The organism is Neorhizobium sp. SOG26, from assembly GCF_003491345.1.
GTDB classification, from domain to species: Bacteria; Pseudomonadota; Alphaproteobacteria; order Rhizobiales; family Rhizobiaceae; genus Neorhizobium; species Neorhizobium turbinariae.
This window is the reverse complement of the sequence record NZ_CP025512.1, coordinates 2525001-2541225: the sequence shown is the minus strand read 5'-3', so window position 1 is coordinate 2541225 and position 16225 is coordinate 2525001. Positions and strand designations below refer to the sequence as shown.

At 62.1% G+C, this 16225-nt stretch carries 11 protein-coding genes; 8 read left to right on the top strand and 3 right to left on the bottom strand.

Features of this window, described 5'->3' with window-relative positions:
• Positions 1 to 4: 4 nt before the first annotated feature.
• Together kduI and bglB are read right to left on the bottom strand one after the other, a co-directional pair.
• Positions 5 to 841, bottom strand: a complete 837-nt coding sequence (gene kduI, locus CYG48_RS12545; protein WP_118850687.1) for a 5-dehydro-4-deoxy-D-glucuronate isomerase — start codon at positions 839 to 841, stop codon at positions 5 to 7.
• The gene (bglB, locus tag CYG48_RS12540; protein WP_118850686.1) at positions 838 to 1950 is read right to left on the bottom strand and encodes a beta-galactosidase BglB; all 1113 of its coding nucleotides are present in this window, start codon (positions 1948 to 1950) and stop codon (positions 838 to 840) included. Before bglB ends, kduI begins: the two co-directional genes overlap by 4 nt.
• A 145-nt stretch (positions 1951 to 2095) precedes the next feature.
• Between bglB and CYG48_RS12535 the strand changes: the two genes are divergently transcribed.
• The 8 genes from CYG48_RS12535 to clpB all read left to right on the top strand — a co-directional run bounded on the left by CYG48_RS12535 (position 2096) and on the right by clpB (position 13840).
• Complete coding sequence (locus CYG48_RS12535) at positions 2096 to 3151, top strand: LacI family DNA-binding transcriptional regulator (RefSeq protein WP_118850685.1); 1056 nt, start codon at positions 2096 to 2098, stop codon at positions 3149 to 3151.
• A gap of 136 nt (positions 3152 to 3287) precedes the next feature.
• Positions 3288 to 4055, top strand: coding sequence for an SH3 domain-containing protein (locus CYG48_RS12530; protein ID WP_313791083.1), 768 nt, complete (start codon positions 3288 to 3290; stop codon positions 4053 to 4055).
• A gap of 233 nt (positions 4056 to 4288) precedes the next feature.
• Entirely contained in the window at positions 4289 to 5563 is a 1275-nt protein-coding gene (locus CYG48_RS12525) for an aspartate kinase (protein ID WP_118850684.1), read from the top strand.
• 76 nt (positions 5564 to 5639) lie between these two features.
• Entirely contained in the window at positions 5640 to 7907 is a 2268-nt protein-coding gene (ptsP, locus tag CYG48_RS12520) for a phosphoenolpyruvate--protein phosphotransferase (protein ID WP_118851641.1), read from the top strand.
• Positions 7908 to 7936: 29 nt separating this feature from the next.
• Positions 7937 to 9019, top strand: coding sequence for a peptide chain release factor 1 (gene prfA, locus CYG48_RS12515; protein WP_118850683.1), 1083 nt, complete (start codon positions 7937 to 7939; stop codon positions 9017 to 9019).
• Complete coding sequence (gene prmC, locus CYG48_RS12510; RefSeq protein ID WP_118850682.1) at positions 9016 to 9879, top strand: peptide chain release factor N(5)-glutamine methyltransferase; 864 nt, start codon at positions 9016 to 9018, stop codon at positions 9877 to 9879. Before prfA ends, prmC begins: the two co-directional genes overlap by 4 nt.
• A 304-nt stretch (positions 9880 to 10183) precedes the next feature.
• On the top strand, positions 10184 to 11011 hold the full coding sequence (locus CYG48_RS12505; RefSeq protein ID WP_118850681.1) for a DUF4167 domain-containing protein: 828 nt from the start codon (positions 10184 to 10186) through the stop codon (positions 11009 to 11011).
• Between the two features lie 222 nt (positions 11012 to 11233).
• On the top strand, positions 11234 to 13840 hold the full coding sequence (clpB, locus tag CYG48_RS12500) for an ATP-dependent chaperone ClpB (RefSeq protein WP_118850680.1): 2607 nt from the start codon (positions 11234 to 11236) through the stop codon (positions 13838 to 13840).
• Between the two features lie 71 nt (positions 13841 to 13911).
• Here clpB and CYG48_RS12495 read toward each other — a convergent pair whose 3' ends face one another.
• Complete coding sequence (locus CYG48_RS12495; RefSeq protein ID WP_118850679.1) at positions 13912 to 15852, bottom strand: M23 family metallopeptidase; 1941 nt, start codon at positions 15850 to 15852, stop codon at positions 13912 to 13914.
• Positions 15853 to 16225: the final 373 nt, after the last annotated feature.

The following is a 16225-nucleotide window of genomic DNA, read 5'->3' as shown; positions in this document are numbered from 1 at the left end:
ATGCTTATCTCAGTTCCTTCAGCGCGACCGGCGCCACGTCGTTGTATTCCTGGTTTTCGCCGGTCATTCCCCAGACGAAGGCATAAGGCGAGGTGCCGGCACCCATGTGGATGGACCAGGCCGGCGACAGCACCGCATCAAGGTTCTTGACGACGAGATGGCGCGTTTCTTCCGGACGGCCCATGATGTGGATGACGCGCTCGTCTTCCGGCAGGTCGAAATAGCAATAGGCTTCCATGCGCCGCTCATGCAGGTGGGGCGGCATGGTGTTCCAGACATTGCCGTCCGCGAGATCGGTGATCCCGAGGAGCAGCAGGCAGGAGGGCGCGACCTCCGGGTGGATGTACATGCGCAGATTGCGCAGGTTGGCGCGCTTCGCGTCGCCGAAAGTCAGCATCTTGGACTCGGCGCGCTTGATCAGCCGGTGCGGGATATCGGCGCCGGCCGGCACGGAATTCATGTAGAAGCGGGCGGGATTGGCGCCGTCGGCGCTCTGTGCGGAGATTTCCTTTGCGCCGCGGCCGAGGTAAAGCACGTCGCGGTTTTCGAGTGTGAAGCTCTGGCCGTCGACGGTGATCGTGCCGGTGCCGCCGAGATTGGCGATGCCCATTTCGCGTGCCGACAGGAGATAAGGCGTGCCGATGTCCTCGCCGGAGCCAAAGGACAAGGTCGAGGAAACCGGAACCGCGCCGCCGACAATGAGGCGGTCGACATGGGTATAGGTGAAACTCACCTTGTCGGCCTGGAAGAGGTCTTCCATCAGGAATTCGTCACGCAGGCGCTGCGTGTCATATGTCTTGATGTCGTTGGGGCCTGCCCCGTAGAGAACCTTCATCGTCATGCCGCCTGCTCCTGTTCGTCGCCATGGGCGTCCACATGCCGGATGGCTTCCGACAGGCAGAGGATCGCCAGTGCCTGGCCGTAGCCGGTCGGCTGGATCGGGATATCCCGGTAAAACTGGAGATCATGGCCCATGCGCGTACCATAAGAAACGTTGAGGACGGTGCCGCTCGCGTCGATGTTGGCGAGCACCGCTTCCACTGCCTTCAGGCCAGCCGTGCGCCATTCCGGCGTGCCGAGGCCGAGGCGATAGCCTTTCAGGAAGCCGTAACCGAAGCCGGCCGTCGCGGAAATCTCTTCATATGAGCTTGGATCGTCCAGCAGGGTGCGCCAGGCACCGGAGGCGGTCTGCAAAGGCAGCAGCGCGTTGACCTGGGCGATCAGGACGCCGAGCAGGTAATCCTTCACCGGGGTCGGCATGTCGGCGAGATCGAACAGATCGAGCATGCCGGCGGTGATCCAGGCATTGCCGCGCGCCCAGCGGGCTTCAGCGAAATTATGGTGGCCCTGGAAGGTCCAGCCGTGGAACCAGAGGCCGGTCTTCCTGTCGGCGAGGTAACGGGTGTGGACGAGGAACTGGCGCGCCGCTTCATCCACGAGTTCGCTCCGCCCGCTTGCCTGGCCATAAGAGGCGAGGAAGAGGGCGACCATGTAAAGCGTGTCGTCCCATAGCTCGTCATTGTTCACCTTGTCGGAAACGTGGTGTTCGAAGGCGCCTTCGTGGGTGCGACCCATTTCGCTCATGACGCGGTTGGCCCAGGCGTCCAGAACCGGCTGCCAGCGGGGATCCCTGGTTTCGCGCCAGAGGACGGAAAGGCCGAGCATCGGCGCGGTGGTGTTGACGTTGAGCGTTGGCAGGCCAGCCTCGATGCGTGAGGTGTACCAATTCTCGATCAGCGTCTTCAGGTCATTGTTGCCGGTGAAGAGCCAAAGGCGGATCAGGCCGTAAAGGCCGACGCCCTGCGGCCATTCCCAGCTGTCGAAAGAGATATAGTCACCGGCCGTGCCATCGAGATTGGGTTCGTGAAAGCGACCATCGGCCTTGAGCCCGGTCATGCCGGCCACCAACAGGTCGAGCTTGTGACGAATGTCCCGGGCGAACAGGCCCATCGTATGTCTCCTCCCATGACCGCCCCGCGAAGAAGGCAGCATCATTTATCCGCCTCTCCGGACGGTAACCTATCAAAACATTGGGAAATTGATTGCGCAATATGAAAATTTTTTGCAGGTTGCGCACGAAAAGTGGGAGGGTTGCATGGCTGCAAGCGTCGTTCCGGGAAAGCGCGGTAAGAAGAGCCGGCGCGTTCGGCTGGAGGATATTGCCGACAAGGTTGGAGTGTCGCTGAGCACGGTTTCGCGCGCGCTTGCCGGCGAGAAAGGCGTGCGACCGGATATCCGAGAGCGGATCCTGGAGGCGGCCAAGGACAGCAACTATTCCGTTTCCGCCTCCGTCGCCGGCAAGAAGGTGGTGCTGGCGGCCTCGAGTGCGGCGATGATCGACTATGTCCGCAACCAGTTCACACTCTATGTGCTGGAAGGCTTGCGCGACCGGGCGCAGGCGCTGGGGCTGGAGATCGTTACCCGCGCCATTGCCGACCAGGCGGAAGAAAAGCTGGTTCTGGACGATGCCCGCGCCGACCCGGATGTCGCAGGACTGTTGTTTCTCACGGTTGACGACGAGGGGATCCTCAAGGCGACGCGCGGCTTCAGCAAGCCGGTGGTGCTGATCAATGGCGACGATCCGAACATGCTGCTTTCCAGCGTGTCGCCCTGCAATCGCTCCGCAGCGCACGTCGCCACCGACTACCTGATCCGGCTTGGCCACGAGCGCATCCTGTTCCTGATGCGGCCGGGTCGACGCACCATCGAGCGGCGCCGGGAAGGCTGGCAGGATGCGTTTCGGCAGCATCGCCTCGACTGTCCCGACGATCTGGTGGTGCAGGTGGACGACTGGCTGCCGGAGCTCGCGGCGCAGGCGGTGAGCGAGCGGGTGAAGAAGCGCGGGCTTGATTTCACCGCCGTGCTCACGGCCGGTGATAGCCTCGCCGTCGGCGCGATGATGGGCGTGCAGCAGATGGGTTACACGGTGCCGGGCGACGTTTCGGTGATGGGCATGGACGACCTGCCGCAAGCAGCCTTCCTCAATCCGCCGCTGACCACCGTGCATATCCCGATGCGGGAGCTTGGCGGGGTGGCGCTCGACCTGTTGAGGGAGTCGCTCACCGGGCTTGCGCATCCGGCGCGGCGGGTGGAACTGGCCTGCCGGATTGCCGAGCGGCAGTCTACCGGACCGGCGCGCCAGCCGGCGTGAATGAGGTCGGGAACATCATTCATCGACGGTTCAGGACGTTCAGGGAACTATGATGCGGCCACGACATTGTTAGGCGTGGTGGTCCAGGGTCATGAACCTGCTTGGACTTTTGTTGGTTTCTCAGGAGGAAGCCCAAGTGAAGAAATTTCTGATGTCGCTTGCAGCGATCGGCGCCATGTTCGTTGCGCCGACTATCGCAGATGCGGCCGTGCGTGGGCAGGCAACCGCCAACGTGAACATGCGTTCCGGGCCGAGCACGCAGTACCCGGCCGTGGTGGTCATTCCAGTCGGTTCGCCAATCACGATCAATGGCTGCATGAGCACGGTCAACTGGTGCGACGTATCCTTTGCTGGTGGACGCGGCTGGGTGTCGGGTAATTATATCCAGGCGACCTATCGCTCCAACCGGGTCTACATCGCGCCGGATTATTATCGCGGCCTCGGCATCCCGACGGTGACCTTCGACGTCAACACCTATTGGGGCCGCCATTATCGCGACCGCGACTTCTACCGCGAGCGCGACCGCTGGCGCCGCTACGACTGGCGTTCGGAACGTCCGCTGCCGCCGCCGCCCCGCTGGGAACGTGACCGCGACCGCGACCGCGGCGGATGGGATCGTGACCGTGATCGCAACCGGGACCGCGGCGAATGGCGCCCTGGCGATCGGCAGCCGCCGGCACCCCCACGCTGGGACCGCGATCGGGATCGTGACCAAGCCCGTGATCGGGACCGGGACCGGGGTCGGGAACAGGCCCGCGACCGCGACAGGGATCGTGACAATGCGCGCGACCGCGACAGGAACCGCGAGATCCGCCGGCCAGACCGTGGTGGCGGTAGTGCGGACCCGTGCCCGACCGATCGTCCGCGCGGCCCGGGATGCCCGGCACTGCCGAATCCGGGCTGATCGATATTCCATCTGAATGAACACGAAGGGCCGCGCAGAGCGGCCCTTCTTCTGTGTGCCAATGATAAGCCTGGGAGCCGTACCGTTTGCGGCCTTTGGAGGCATTGCACCGGCAAACCCTTTTCGATATGAGACCGGCAACTTGTTGATCCCGCCTCAGGGCGGGCGTCCAAGATTCTTGTCAGCAGACGCCGGGGCGCTCCCAAAGTCCGGGCGAACGAATGGTTTGTCGTATGGCTCGCATCGTCATGAAATTCGGCGGCACGTCCGTCGCCAATCTCGAACGCATCCACAATGTCGCGCGCCACGTCAAACGCGAAGTCGCCGCCGGCCATGAAGTGGCCGTGGTGGTTTCGGCGATGTCCGGCAAGACAAACGAACTGGTCGGCTGGGTCCAGGAAACACCAAAGGTCAACGGTGCTTCGTCGCCTTTCTATGATGCGCGCGAGTACGATGCCGTCGTGGCATCCGGCGAGCAGGTAACATCTGGCCTGCTGGCGATCGCACTGCAGTCGATGGGCATCAATGCACGTTCGTGGCAGGGCTGGCAGATCCCGATCCGCACCGACAACACGCATGGCGCCGCCCGCATCGTTGATATCGACGGCAGCGACATCATCAAGCGGATGGGCGAAGGCCAGGTGGCGGTGATCGCCGGCTTCCAGGGCATTGGCCCGGATAACCGCATTGCCACGCTCGGCCGTGGCGGTTCGGATACCTCTGCGGTGGCGATTGCGGCTGCGGTGAAGGCCGATCGCTGCGACATCTATACGGATGTGGACGGCGTCTACACGACCGATCCGCGCATCGTGCCGGCCGCGCGCCGCATGAAGAAGGTTTCCTTCGAGGAAATGCTGGAAATGGCCTCGCTCGGTTCGAAGGTGCTGCAGGTGCGCTCCGTCGAACTCGCCATGGTCCACAAGGTGCGGACATTCGTACGTTCAAGTTTCGAGGATCCCGATGCGCCGGGCATGGGCGACCTGCTTAACCCGCCCGGCACTTTGATTTGCGACGAGGAAGAAATCGTGGAACAGGAAGTCGTCACCGGCATCGCTTATGCCAAGGATGAAGCGCAGATTTCGCTGCGGCGGCTGGCCGACCGGCCGGGCGTTTCGGCCGCGATCTTCGGGCCACTGGCCGACGCGCATATCAATGTGGACATGATCGTCCAGAACATTTCCGAGGACGGCTCGCGCACCGACATGACCTTCACTGTGCCGTCCGGTGACGTGCCGAAGGCGCTGCGCGTGCTCGAGGACAACAAGGAAAAGATTGGCTTTGACGTCGTGCAGTCCGAATCGGGCCTCGCCAAGGTGTCCGTCATCGGTATCGGCATGCGCAGCCACGCCGGTGTCGCCGCGCAGGCTTTCAAGGCGCTGGCCGACAAGAGCATCAATATCCGTGCGATCACCACCTCGGAGATCAAAATCTCCATTTTGATCGACGGCGCATATGCCGAACTCGCAGTTCGGACTTTGCATTCCTCCTACGGTCTCGATAAGAGTTAAACATGAGCCGGTTCGGTGCACCGTCAGGTTGTGCCATCCCGGATAGGATGATCTCGTTTCGGGAGCAGTGATGCCGATGAGAGACCTGTCGGCAGGTCCGCGCGTACTGTTGAAGCGGCTGCGCGAATTGATGGCGGAGCCGCTCGATCCACAAGAGCGTCTTGACCGGATCGTCCGACAGATCGCCAGCAACATGGTGGCCGAGGTCTGCTCGGTCTATGTCTTGCGTTCAGACGGCGTTCTCGAGCTTTATGCGACCGAGGGCCTAAACAAGGAAGCGGTGCATCTTTCCCAGCTGAAGATGGGGCAGGGCCTCGTCGGCACGATTGCCGCGTCGGCGCAGCCGCTGAACCTTTCCGACGCACAGGCGCATCCGGCTTTCCGTTACCTTCCCGAGACGGGCGAAGAAATCTACCACTCCTTCCTCGGTGTGCCGATCCTGCGGGCCGGGCGGACGCTTGGCGTTCTGGTCGTGCAGAACCGGGCGAGTCGCAATTATCGCGAGGATGAGCTCGAGGCGCTTGAAACAACGGCGATGGTGATCGCCGAGATGATCGCCACCGGCGAGCTGAAGAAGATCACCCGTCCAGGGCTTGAGCTCGACCTTACCCGTGCGGTGACGATCGATGGCGACGGCTATAACGAAGGTATCGGGCTTGGCCATGTGGTGCTGCACGAGCCGCGCATCGTTGTCACCAATCTTCTGAACGAGGATTCCGACACCGAAATCGAGCGATTGGCTGAAGCGCTCGGCAGCCTGCGTATCTCCATTGATGACATGCTTTCGCGCCGGGAGGTGGCGCAGGAAGGCGAGCATCGCGAGGTTCTGGAAACCTATCGCATGTTTGCGCACGACCAGGGTTGGGTGCGCCGCATGGAAGAGGCGATCCACAACGGCTTGACCGCGGAAGCCGCCGTCGAGAAGGTCCAGAGCGATACCAAGGCGCGCATGATGCGCCTGACCGACCCGTATCTGCGTGAGCGGATGCATGATTTCGACGACCTTGCCAACCGGCTGTTGCGGCAGCTGACCGGCTATTCCGGCCGCATGACGGGCGAAGGCTTCCCGGCCGACGCGATCATTCTTGCGCGCGCCATGGGTGCGGCAGAACTGCTGGATTATCCGCGCGAACGGCTGCGCGGCCTGGTTCTGGAAGACGGCGCGGTGACGAGCCATGTGGTCATCGTTGCACGCGCCATGGGCATCCCGGTCGTCGGGCAGGGGACCGGCGTGGTGGCGCTTGCCGAAAACGGCGACCCGATCATCATCGATGGCGACGACGGGCAGATCCACCTGCGGCCGATGGCCGATCTTCAGAAGGCTTATGAAGAGAAGGTGCGCCTGCGGGCACGCCGGCAGGAGCAGTTCCGGGCTCTGCGCAATGTCGAACCGGTGACCAAGGACGGCAAGCGGATCAGCCTGCAGATGAATGCCGGCCTGATGGTCGACCTGCCGCAACTTGCCGAATCCGGCGCTGACGGAATCGGACTGTTCCGCACCGAGCTGCAGTTCATGATCGCCTCGACCATGCCGAAGCTCGAGGAACAGGAAGCCTTCTACCGCAATGTCATCAAGCAGGCCGCTGGCCGGCCGGTGACCTTCCGGACGCTCGATATCGGCGGCGACAAGGTCGTCTCCTATTTCCGCGCACATGAGGAAGAAAACCCGGCGCTCGGTTGGCGGGCGATCCGCCTGGCGCTCGACCGGCCGGGGCTTTTGCGCACGCAACTTCGGGCACTGCTGCGCGCATCGGCCGGCTCCGAACTCAAGATGATGTTGCCGATGGTGACGGAGGTCTCCGAGATCCATGCGGTGCGCGACCTGATGCAGAAGGAAGTGCAGCATCTCTCCAAGTTTGGGCACAGCCTGCCGCGCAAGCTGCAGTTCGGGGCGATGCTGGAAGTGCCGGCGTTGATGTGGCAGCTCGATGAGCTGATGCAGGAAGTGGATTTCGTCTCGGTCGGCTCGAACGACCTCTTCCAGTTTTCGATGGCGGCCGATCGCGGCAACGCGCGGGTGTCGGATCGCTTCGACAACCTCGGCCGTCCATTCCTGCGTATCCTGCGCGATATTGCCCGCGCCGGGGAGCGCAACGGTACGCCGGTGACCTTGTGTGGCGAGATGGCCGGCAAGCCGCTTTCGGCCATGGCGTTGCTTGGCATCGGCTTCCGCTCGGTATCCATGGCGGCGACCTCGGTCGGCCCAGTCAAGGCGATGCTGCTTGGGCTGGATGTCGATCACCTGGCGGGCGAACTCAATGCTGCCCTGGACGAGACGCGATCGAACGAGACGATCCGCGATTTGCTCCTCCGGTATGCAGAAACCAACAACATCCCGATCTAGAACGATAAGAAGAAAACGGAGCGTGAAGGGTGGCTAAGCTTCCTGTCGAAAAAATGCGTGAGCTGGAACGTCGCTTCGGTGAAATCGAAGCGCGTATGTCCGAAGGTCCGGCCGCCGATGTCTACGTGAAGCTCGCCTCCGAATATTCCGAACTGCAGCCCGTAGTGCGCAAGATCCGGGATTACGAAAAGACGATCGCTGAAGTCTCCGACCTGAAGGCGATGCTCGCCGACAAGTCGACGGATCGCGAGATGCGTGAACTCGCCGAGATGGAACTGCCAGAGGCGGAAGAGCGGGTCGAGGCGCTCGAGAAGGACATGCAGGTCCTGCTGCTTCCCAAGGATGCAGCCGACGAGAAGAGTGCGATCCTGGAAATCCGTGCCGGAACGGGCGGCAACGAGGCCGCACTTTTCGCCGGCGACCTGTTTCGCATGTATGAGCGTTATGCCGCCGGCAAGGGCTGGAAGGTGGAGGTGCTTTCCGCCAGCGAAGGCGAAGCAGGTGGCTTCAAGGAAATCATCGCGAATGTCTCCGGCCGCGGTGTGTTCTCCAAGCTGAAGTTCGAATCGGGCGTCCATCGCGTGCAGCGCGTGCCGGACACGGAAACGCAAGGGCGCATCCATACTTCGGCGGCAACCGTTGCCGTACTGCCCGAGGCAGAAGACATCGACATCGAGATCCGCAACGAAGACATCCGCGTTGATACGATGCGCTCGTCCGGCGCTGGCGGCCAGCACGTCAACACAACGGACTCGGCGGTGCGCATCACCCACATCCCCACGGGCATCGTGGTGACGTCGTCGGAGAAGTCGCAGCACCAGAACCGTGCCAAGGCGATGCAGGTGCTGCGCTCGCGGCTCTACGACATGGAGCGGCAGAAGATCGACAACGAACGGTCCGCGGACCGCAAGAGCCAGGTCGGTTCCGGTGACCGGTCGGAGCGCATCCGCACCTACAACTTCCCGCAGGGGCGGGTGACCGACCACCGCATCAACCTGACGCTCTACAAGCTCGACCGCATGATGGAGGGCGATATCGACGAAGTGGTCGATGCGCTGATCTCTGACTACCAGGCTGGGCAGCTTGCGCAGCTCGGCGAGCAGCAGGGATGAGGACGCTCGGGCAAGCTGTCGCGGATGCCCGCAGCCGCCTTGCTGAAGCCGGTTTTCCCGACTCCGCCATCGAGGCGCGGCTTTTGGTGGGCGGGCTGCTGGGATTGACCAGCACGGAAGTCTTCACCGGCACGGACCGGCCGGTATCAGCGGCTGAAGACGAGCGGATTTCGAAAGCGGTTGAGCGCCGCTTGAAAAGGGAGCCGGTGCACCGCATATTAGGTTCACGTGAGTTTCACGGACTGGAGCTCCTGCTTTCGAAAGAAACGCTCGAGCCGCGCCCGGACACGGAAGTCCTGGTTGAAACCGTTCTTCCCCAGTTGAGGCAGATCGTCGCAACCAAGGGTGCGGCACGCGTCCTGGATATTGGCACCGGAACCGGTGCGATCGTGCTGGCGCTTCTTGCGCAATGTCCTGAAGCCCAAGGCATCGGCAGTGATATTTCAGACGATGCTCTTGCAACGGCACAGCGAAATGCAGAACGACTGGGTTTGGCCGAGCGGTTCAGCGCGATCAACAGTCGGTGGTTCGACAAGATTTCCGGGCGGTTCGACATAATCGTGTCAAATCCGCCCTATATACGCAGCGATGTCATTCCGGAACTTGAACCGGAAGTGAGGGATTACGATCCCATGGCCGCACTAGACGGCGGGCCCGATGGCCTGGAAGCCTATCGCGCGATCGCCGCGCAGGCGGCAGATTTCCTTGAGAAGGACGGCGTGATCGGCGTCGAAATTGGATACGATCAGAAGGACACTGTTTCTGCGATATTTTGCTCCGCCGGCTTTACGCTCGCGCAAGCAAGACGGGACTATGGTGACAATGATCGTGTACTCGTGTTTTCCGTGGCCAAGTCATGATTTTGCATAGCAAAAGAAAAGGCTTGGATTCCCGGAGGAAGCGGGATAGCTTGAAAAGCACGCACTGGGACGGCTGGGAATGAACAGCGATTCGTTCGGGTTATCAGGTCAACCCTTGAACCAGTTCTTTTCGGGGAACTGCTAAGGTTGAACGGTCCCTTGTGTGTGATTCAGTTAATTTGACTTAGAACAAGCGGCAGGACGCCAAAGTCGGCCTGTGCGCGGCACGCGAAGTCTTGTTCCGGCTTGGACCGGAAGGCCGCGTGGCCCTTATCAGCGAAGACAGAGAGTTGGTGAACGATATATGAGGCCAGGACAGCAGAAAAATCGCGGTCGAGGGCGCGGCAATAACAACAACGGCGGCGGCGGCAACAATAACAATTTCAACCGCAAGGGGGGCAATCCCCTCAGCCGGACCTACGATAGCTCCGGACCGGACATCAAGATCCGTGGCACCGCTCAGCATATTGCCGAAAAGTACGCCCAACTTGCCCGGGATGCGCAAAGCTCCGGCGATCGTGTCATGGCGGAAAACTACCTGCAGCACGCAGAACACTACAACCGCATCATCGCAGCCGCACAGGCGCAGATGCAGGATCGGTTCCAGCATCAGGACCGCAGCGATTTCCAGGACCGCGACGGCAATTCGATTGACCAGGACGACCTGGACACGGCCGATGGCGACGAACTGGGCAATTCCCAGCAGCCGACGGTTGGCGAAGAGGCTTCCGAATCCCAGCAGCCGCGCCGCGAACAGCAGGCGCAGGGCCAGGATCAGCAGCCGCGCGAAAACCGTCGCGATGGCGACCGCAATCAGCGCCGCGAACGGCGCCCCGACCGTCCGCAGCGTCCTGCTGCCGCCGAGGGCGGTGAGGGTGGCGAAGGTGTAGCACCTGCACCGGCTGCTCCAGCACCGGTAACCGTCGATGGCACCGGCCCTCAGCCGGTCATCGAAGGCACGCCTGCGGAAGTGGTTGCCGAAGAAGCCGCACAGACCGAAGCGGCACCGCGTCGCCGCCGTGCAGCCGGCGCCCGTCCGCGTCGTCCGCGCCGTGGTGAAGGCGCTGGCGAAGACGCCAGCGGTGACGGAGAGGCAGACCAGCCGGCACTGGCGGAAGCCGCCGGCGAATAAGCTCCTCACGGACCTAGCAAACAGAAAAACTCCAGCCGGAAAGGCTGGAGTTTTTTGCGTTTCGGAGCGCATGTTTCAGACCGGTTCGGCTCTTTAAATCGTACTGAAAACCCACCATATCTTCGTCAAGCCGGTTCGCCGGCAGGGCTCGCCTTTGAGGGAGCTCAATCTCAACCATCGGCCTGCGCCTTATAAGGGCAGGGCGATTCAGGAGGTCGAAGTATGAACATCGAAAAATATTCCGAGCGCGTCCGCGGTTTCCTTCAATCGGCGCAGACGCAGGCGCTGGCATCAGGCCACCAGCAGTTTTCGCCAGAACATGTGCTGAAAGTCCTGCTCGATGACGACCAGGGCATGGCATCCTCGTTGATCGAACGCGCCGGCGGTAATGCCAAGGAAGCGCGTATCGCCAACGACGCCGCACTCGCCAAGCTGCCGAAGGTTTCGGGCGGCAATGGCGAAATCTACCTGTCGCAGCCGCTTGCCAAGGTTTTCGCGACCGCCGAAGACGCCGCCAAGAAAGCCGGCGACAGCTTCGTCACGGTCGAGCGCCTGTTGCTCGCGCTGGTGATCGAAACCACGGCGTCGACGTCCGCGACCCTGAAGAAGGCCGGCGTCACCGCGCAGGCGCTCAACCAGGTCATCAACGATATCCGCAAGGGCCGCACCGCTGACAGCGCCAATGCCGAACAGGGCTTCGAGGCGCTGAAGAAGTTTGCACGCGACCTGACCGCAGAAGCCCGCGACGGCAAGTTAGACCCCGTGATCGGCCGCGACGATGAAATTCGCCGCACCATCCAGGTCCTGTCGCGCCGCACCAAGAACAATCCGGTGCTGATCGGTGAGCCGGGCGTCGGCAAGACGGCGATTGCCGAAGGCCTGGCGCTGCGCATCATCAACGGCGACGTGCCGGAAAGCCTCAAGGACAAGCGGCTGATGGCGCTCGACATGGGGGCGTTGATCGCCGGCGCGAAATATCGGGGCGAGTTCGAAGAGCGGCTGAAGAGCGTGCTCAACGAAGTGCAGGCGGAAAATGGCGAGATCATCCTGTTCATCGACGAGATGCACACGCTGGTCGGTGCCGGCAAGTCCGACGGTGCGATGGATGCCTCGAACCTGCTCAAGCCGGCACTTGCCCGCGGTGAGTTACACTGCGTTGGCGCGACCACGCTTGATGAATACCGCAAGCATGTGGAAAAGGATCCGGCCCTTGCCCGGCGCTTCCAGCCCGTGATGGTGGATGAGCCGACGGTGGAGGACACGATCTCGATCCTGCGCGGCCTGAAGGAGAAGTACGAGCAGCACCACAAGGTGCGAATCTCGGACTCGGCACTTGTTGCGGCGGCGACCTTGTCGAACCGCTACATCACCGACCGCTTCCTGCCGGACAAGGCGATCGACCTGATGGACGAGGCCGCTTCGCGTCTTCGCATGCAGGTGGATTCAAAGCCCGAGGAACTCGATGAACTCGACCGGCGCATCATGCAGTTGAAGATCGAACGCGAGGCGCTGAAGAAGGAAACCGACAGTGCCTCGGCCGACCGTCTGCAGCGGCTTGAAGCCGAAGTCTCCGCGCTCGAGGAGCAGGCGGATGCGCTGACCGCGCGTTGGCAGGCTGAAAAGCAGAAACTTGGCCTGGCAGCGGACCTGAAGCGGCAGCTCGACGAGGCACGCAACGAACTGGCGACCGCCCAGCGCAAGGGCGAATACCAGCGCGCCGGCGAACTCACCTATGGCGTGATCCCGGATCTCGAAAAGCGGCTTGTCGAGGCGGAAGCCCACGACAGTTCGGCCAATGCCATGGTTCAGGAAGTCGTCAATCCGGATGCGATCGCGCATGTCGTTTCCCGCTGGACCGGTATCCCGGTCGACAAGATGCTGGAAGGCGAGCGTGAAAAGCTGCTGCGGATGGAAGACGAACTGGCGAAGTCTGTCGTTGGCCAGGGTGATGCCGTCCAGGCTGTCTCCCGTGCCGTGCGTCGTTCGCGCGCCGGTCTGCAGGATCCGAACCGGCCGATTGGCTCGTTCATCTTCCTCGGCCCGACGGGCGTGGGCAAGACCGAATTGACCAAGTCTCTCGCGCGCTTCCTGTTCGACGACGAGACGGCGATGGTGCGCATGGACATGTCGGAATACATGGAGAAGCACTCCGTGGCCCGGCTGATCGGTGCACCTCCGGGTTATGTCGGTTATGACGAAGGCGGTGCGCTGACGGAAGCGGTTCGCCGCAAGCCGTACCAGGTCGTGCTGTTCGACGAGATCGAGAAGGCGCATCCGGACGTGTTCAACGTCCTGCTGCAGGTGCTTGATGACGGGCGCCTGACGGACGGGCAGGGCCGCACGGTCGACTTCAAGAACACGATGATCATCATGACGTCGAACCTGGGTGCCGAATACCTGACCAACCTGAGCGACGGCGAAGATGTCGACAGCGTGCGTGACCAGGTGATGGACGTGGTGAAGGGGGCATTCCGTCCGGAGTTCCTCAACCGCGTCGACGAGATCATCCTGTTCCATCGCCTGAAGCGCGATGAGATGGGTGCGATCGTCGATATCCAGATGAAGCGCCTGCTCAACCTGCTTGCCGAACGCAAGATCACCATCGAGCTCGGCGAGGATTCACGCGAGTGGCTGGCCGAGAAGGGTTACGATCCGGTCTATGGCGCACGTCCGCTGAAGCGGGTGATCCAGAAATACGTGCAGGATCCGCTCGCCGAACAGATCCTGGGCGGTCACGTGCCGGATGGTTCGACGGTGGCCGTATCGGCAGGCTCGGACCGGCTTCTGTTCCGCGTCAAGCGGCAGGGCGACCTGAGTGAAGCTGCGTAACCGGCAGCACGAACACGAAAATGGCGGCTCGGCCGCCATTTTCGTTTGAACGTTCTGGAAATGAGAGCTGATCAGCGGCTCGCCACTTCATCCGGTGGCTGGGTGTTGAGAAGCGCGTCGATGCGTCGGCGCTCTTCCTCGAAACGCTCAAGCGACTTGCCGGAGAGCGAGCTGCCGCCCGGCAGGCGCACCTTCATCGGGTCGACCTTGGTACCGTTGACCATCAACTCGTAATGCAGATGCGCACCTGTGGACTGTCCGGTCGAGCCGACATAACCGATGACCTGGCCCTGGGTGACCTTCACCCCGGCGCGGATGCCGGAGGCAATCGCGCTCTGGTGGTTGTAGGACGAGGCATAACCGTTGGCGTGGCGAATGATCGTCTGGTTGCCGTAGCCGCCGGAATCCCAGCCTGCCTTTTCAACGACGCCGTTGCCGGCGGCGATAATCGGCGTGCCGCGCGGTGCGGCCCAGTCGGTGCCGGTATGCATCAGGGCTCGACCAAGGATCGGGTGGCTGCGCATGCCAAAGCCGGAGCTCAGGCGACCGTTCGGAAGCGGGTTGCGCAGCAGGAACTGCCGGATGCTCTTGCCGTCCTGGTCGTAATAATCGATCGAGTTGTCTTCCGGATTCTGGAACCGGTAGAAGCGGGTCGTCGTGTCGCCAAAGCGGGCGTTGACGTAAAGCAGTTCGGAATTGCGGTTCGCCTGGCCCTTTTCGTCGGCAACCGAGAAGAAGGCCTCGATCTTGTCGGTCGGTTTCAGCTGCGCCTGAAGGTCAACGCTGCTGGCGAGCAGCTTGACCAGCACCGAGGTCATTTCCTTGCTCATCCCGTAGGAGAGGGCTGCCCGGTAGATGCCGTCATAAACGCGCGGTAATTCGCGACCGGTCAGCACCTGCGGCGGCTGTTCGCTGAAGGCCGACACAACCGCGTCGAGCATCGGCGGCTCCTCGCCGTCGACGAAGCGACCGCGATCATCAAGCGCCACCGTCACACGATGACGGGCCTGCCGGTAAAGGCTGGCACGCACCACCATGACCATCTGGCCTTCCTGGATGACGCCGATGCGCAGCACGTCGCCCGCGACCAGATCCGCTTCGCCGAGGCGCGACTGCAGGTAACCGGAGATCTCGCGGGCCTTGGCTTCCGGATAACCGACCTCGACCATGGCTTGGGTCACGGTCTGGGGCTTGCGGACCGGGATGACGTCTTCCGCGTATTCGCGGGTGCGCTTGGTGATCGGCTCAGGCGCCGAAACGGAGATGTTTTCCTCAACGATGCGCGCCGCAAGCCCTGCGGTGATATCGAGCCCGGTGCCATCATCCCGGGAGGAGAAGCGCTGCGGGTCGACGTAATAGAGGGCCGAGAGCTGGGTATTGCCGTCGGTGAGCACCGAACCGTTGGATCGGACGTTCTCCTCGACCTCTTCCAGCGTCATCGCCGGGGCAAATTCGTAGGTGATGCCGCTTGCGGGGAAGGAAACCGTCTGGAGGCTGACTTCGGACTCGACATTGGAGCCGTATAGCGTGCCGGTGCGGGCGGCGGGGGGAGGAAGGGTCTCGCTCGAAGCGAAGATCGTCAGGGGATTGAAGTCCGGATAATCTTCCTGGGCCACGTGGTTGGCGGCAAGGTTCATCTTCACATGTGCAAAGGGGCGTCGGCGAATGACTTCCTTGTTGCCCTCGTGCACGACGGTGGAGACTTCCAGAACCTTTCGGTCGGTCGGCATGGCGACGATGTTGCTCGCCAGCAGGCGCTTGCCGCGCGAGGCCGTATCCGGCTCGTCATCGATGATGCCAACGGAGGCTTCGGCCGGGGTGGCCAGCTGCTGGCGCCCGTCAAGCGCTGCAAAAAGCGCCACGCCCATGAGAATGGAGGAGGTGATGCCGGTCAGGAAGGTGCCTGACAGCCAGCGCAGCGAGATTTCGCGGCGATCGGGTGCACGACGACCGTCCGCCAGGATCGGCGGTTCGTTGCCAAGCGCGCGTGCTGTGCTGCGGGCTGTCGTCATGCCAGTTTAGCCAGTCCCTCGTACTCGTTATAACCGCATGCAGCTTATCATACTGCCTTTGGAACCTTGGGCCAAACATGTGCCCGTTTCGACAGGGAGAGTCAAACCAAGGTTGCCGCCGGTTGCCACGGGGAAGAACCCGCGGGCGACGCAATGGTTCGCGCTCCACATGATGCCGGGTAACCACGCGATTGTGGAGATGTCGCGGCGGATTTGAGGCAGGCACCCAAAGAGTGGAGGAAAGGTCAGGGTTGCGGAGCGAGAACAGAGGCAAATTGAGCCGCTTTCGACAGATTGTCCGAATTTCACGAGCATCATCAACAGGTTGTCTGATTTTGGTATTTTTTGTTTTGAGGTGTGTTGACTTGTTTGT

Excerpts from the sequence above, each read along its gene's own strand:
- CYG48_RS12535 (WP_118850685.1), top strand. The coding sequence starts at position 2,096 with ATGGCTGCAAGCGTCGTTCCGGGAAAGCGCGGTAAGAAGAGCCGGCGC.
- CYG48_RS12505 (WP_118850681.1), top strand. The coding sequence starts at position 10,184 with ATGAGGCCAGGACAGCAGAAAAATCGCGGTCGAGGGCGCGGCAATAAC.
- CYG48_RS12525 (WP_118850684.1), top strand. The coding sequence starts at position 4,289 with ATGGCTCGCATCGTCATGAAATTCGGCGGCACGTCCGTCGCCAATCTC.
- kduI (WP_118850687.1), bottom strand. The coding sequence starts at position 841 with ATGACGATGAAGGTTCTCTACGGGGCAGGCCCCAACGACATCAAGACA.
- bglB (WP_118850686.1), bottom strand. The coding sequence starts at position 1,950 with ATGGGCCTGTTCGCCCGGGACATTCGTCACAAGCTCGACCTGTTGGTG.
- prmC (WP_118850682.1), top strand. The coding sequence starts at position 9,016 with ATGAGGACGCTCGGGCAAGCTGTCGCGGATGCCCGCAGCCGCCTTGCT.
- ptsP (WP_118851641.1), top strand. The coding sequence starts at position 5,640 with ATGAGAGACCTGTCGGCAGGTCCGCGCGTACTGTTGAAGCGGCTGCGC.
- CYG48_RS12495 (WP_118850679.1), bottom strand. The coding sequence starts at position 15,852 with ATGACGACAGCCCGCAGCACAGCACGCGCGCTTGGCAACGAACCGCCG.
- clpB (WP_118850680.1), top strand. The coding sequence starts at position 11,234 with ATGAACATCGAAAAATATTCCGAGCGCGTCCGCGGTTTCCTTCAATCG.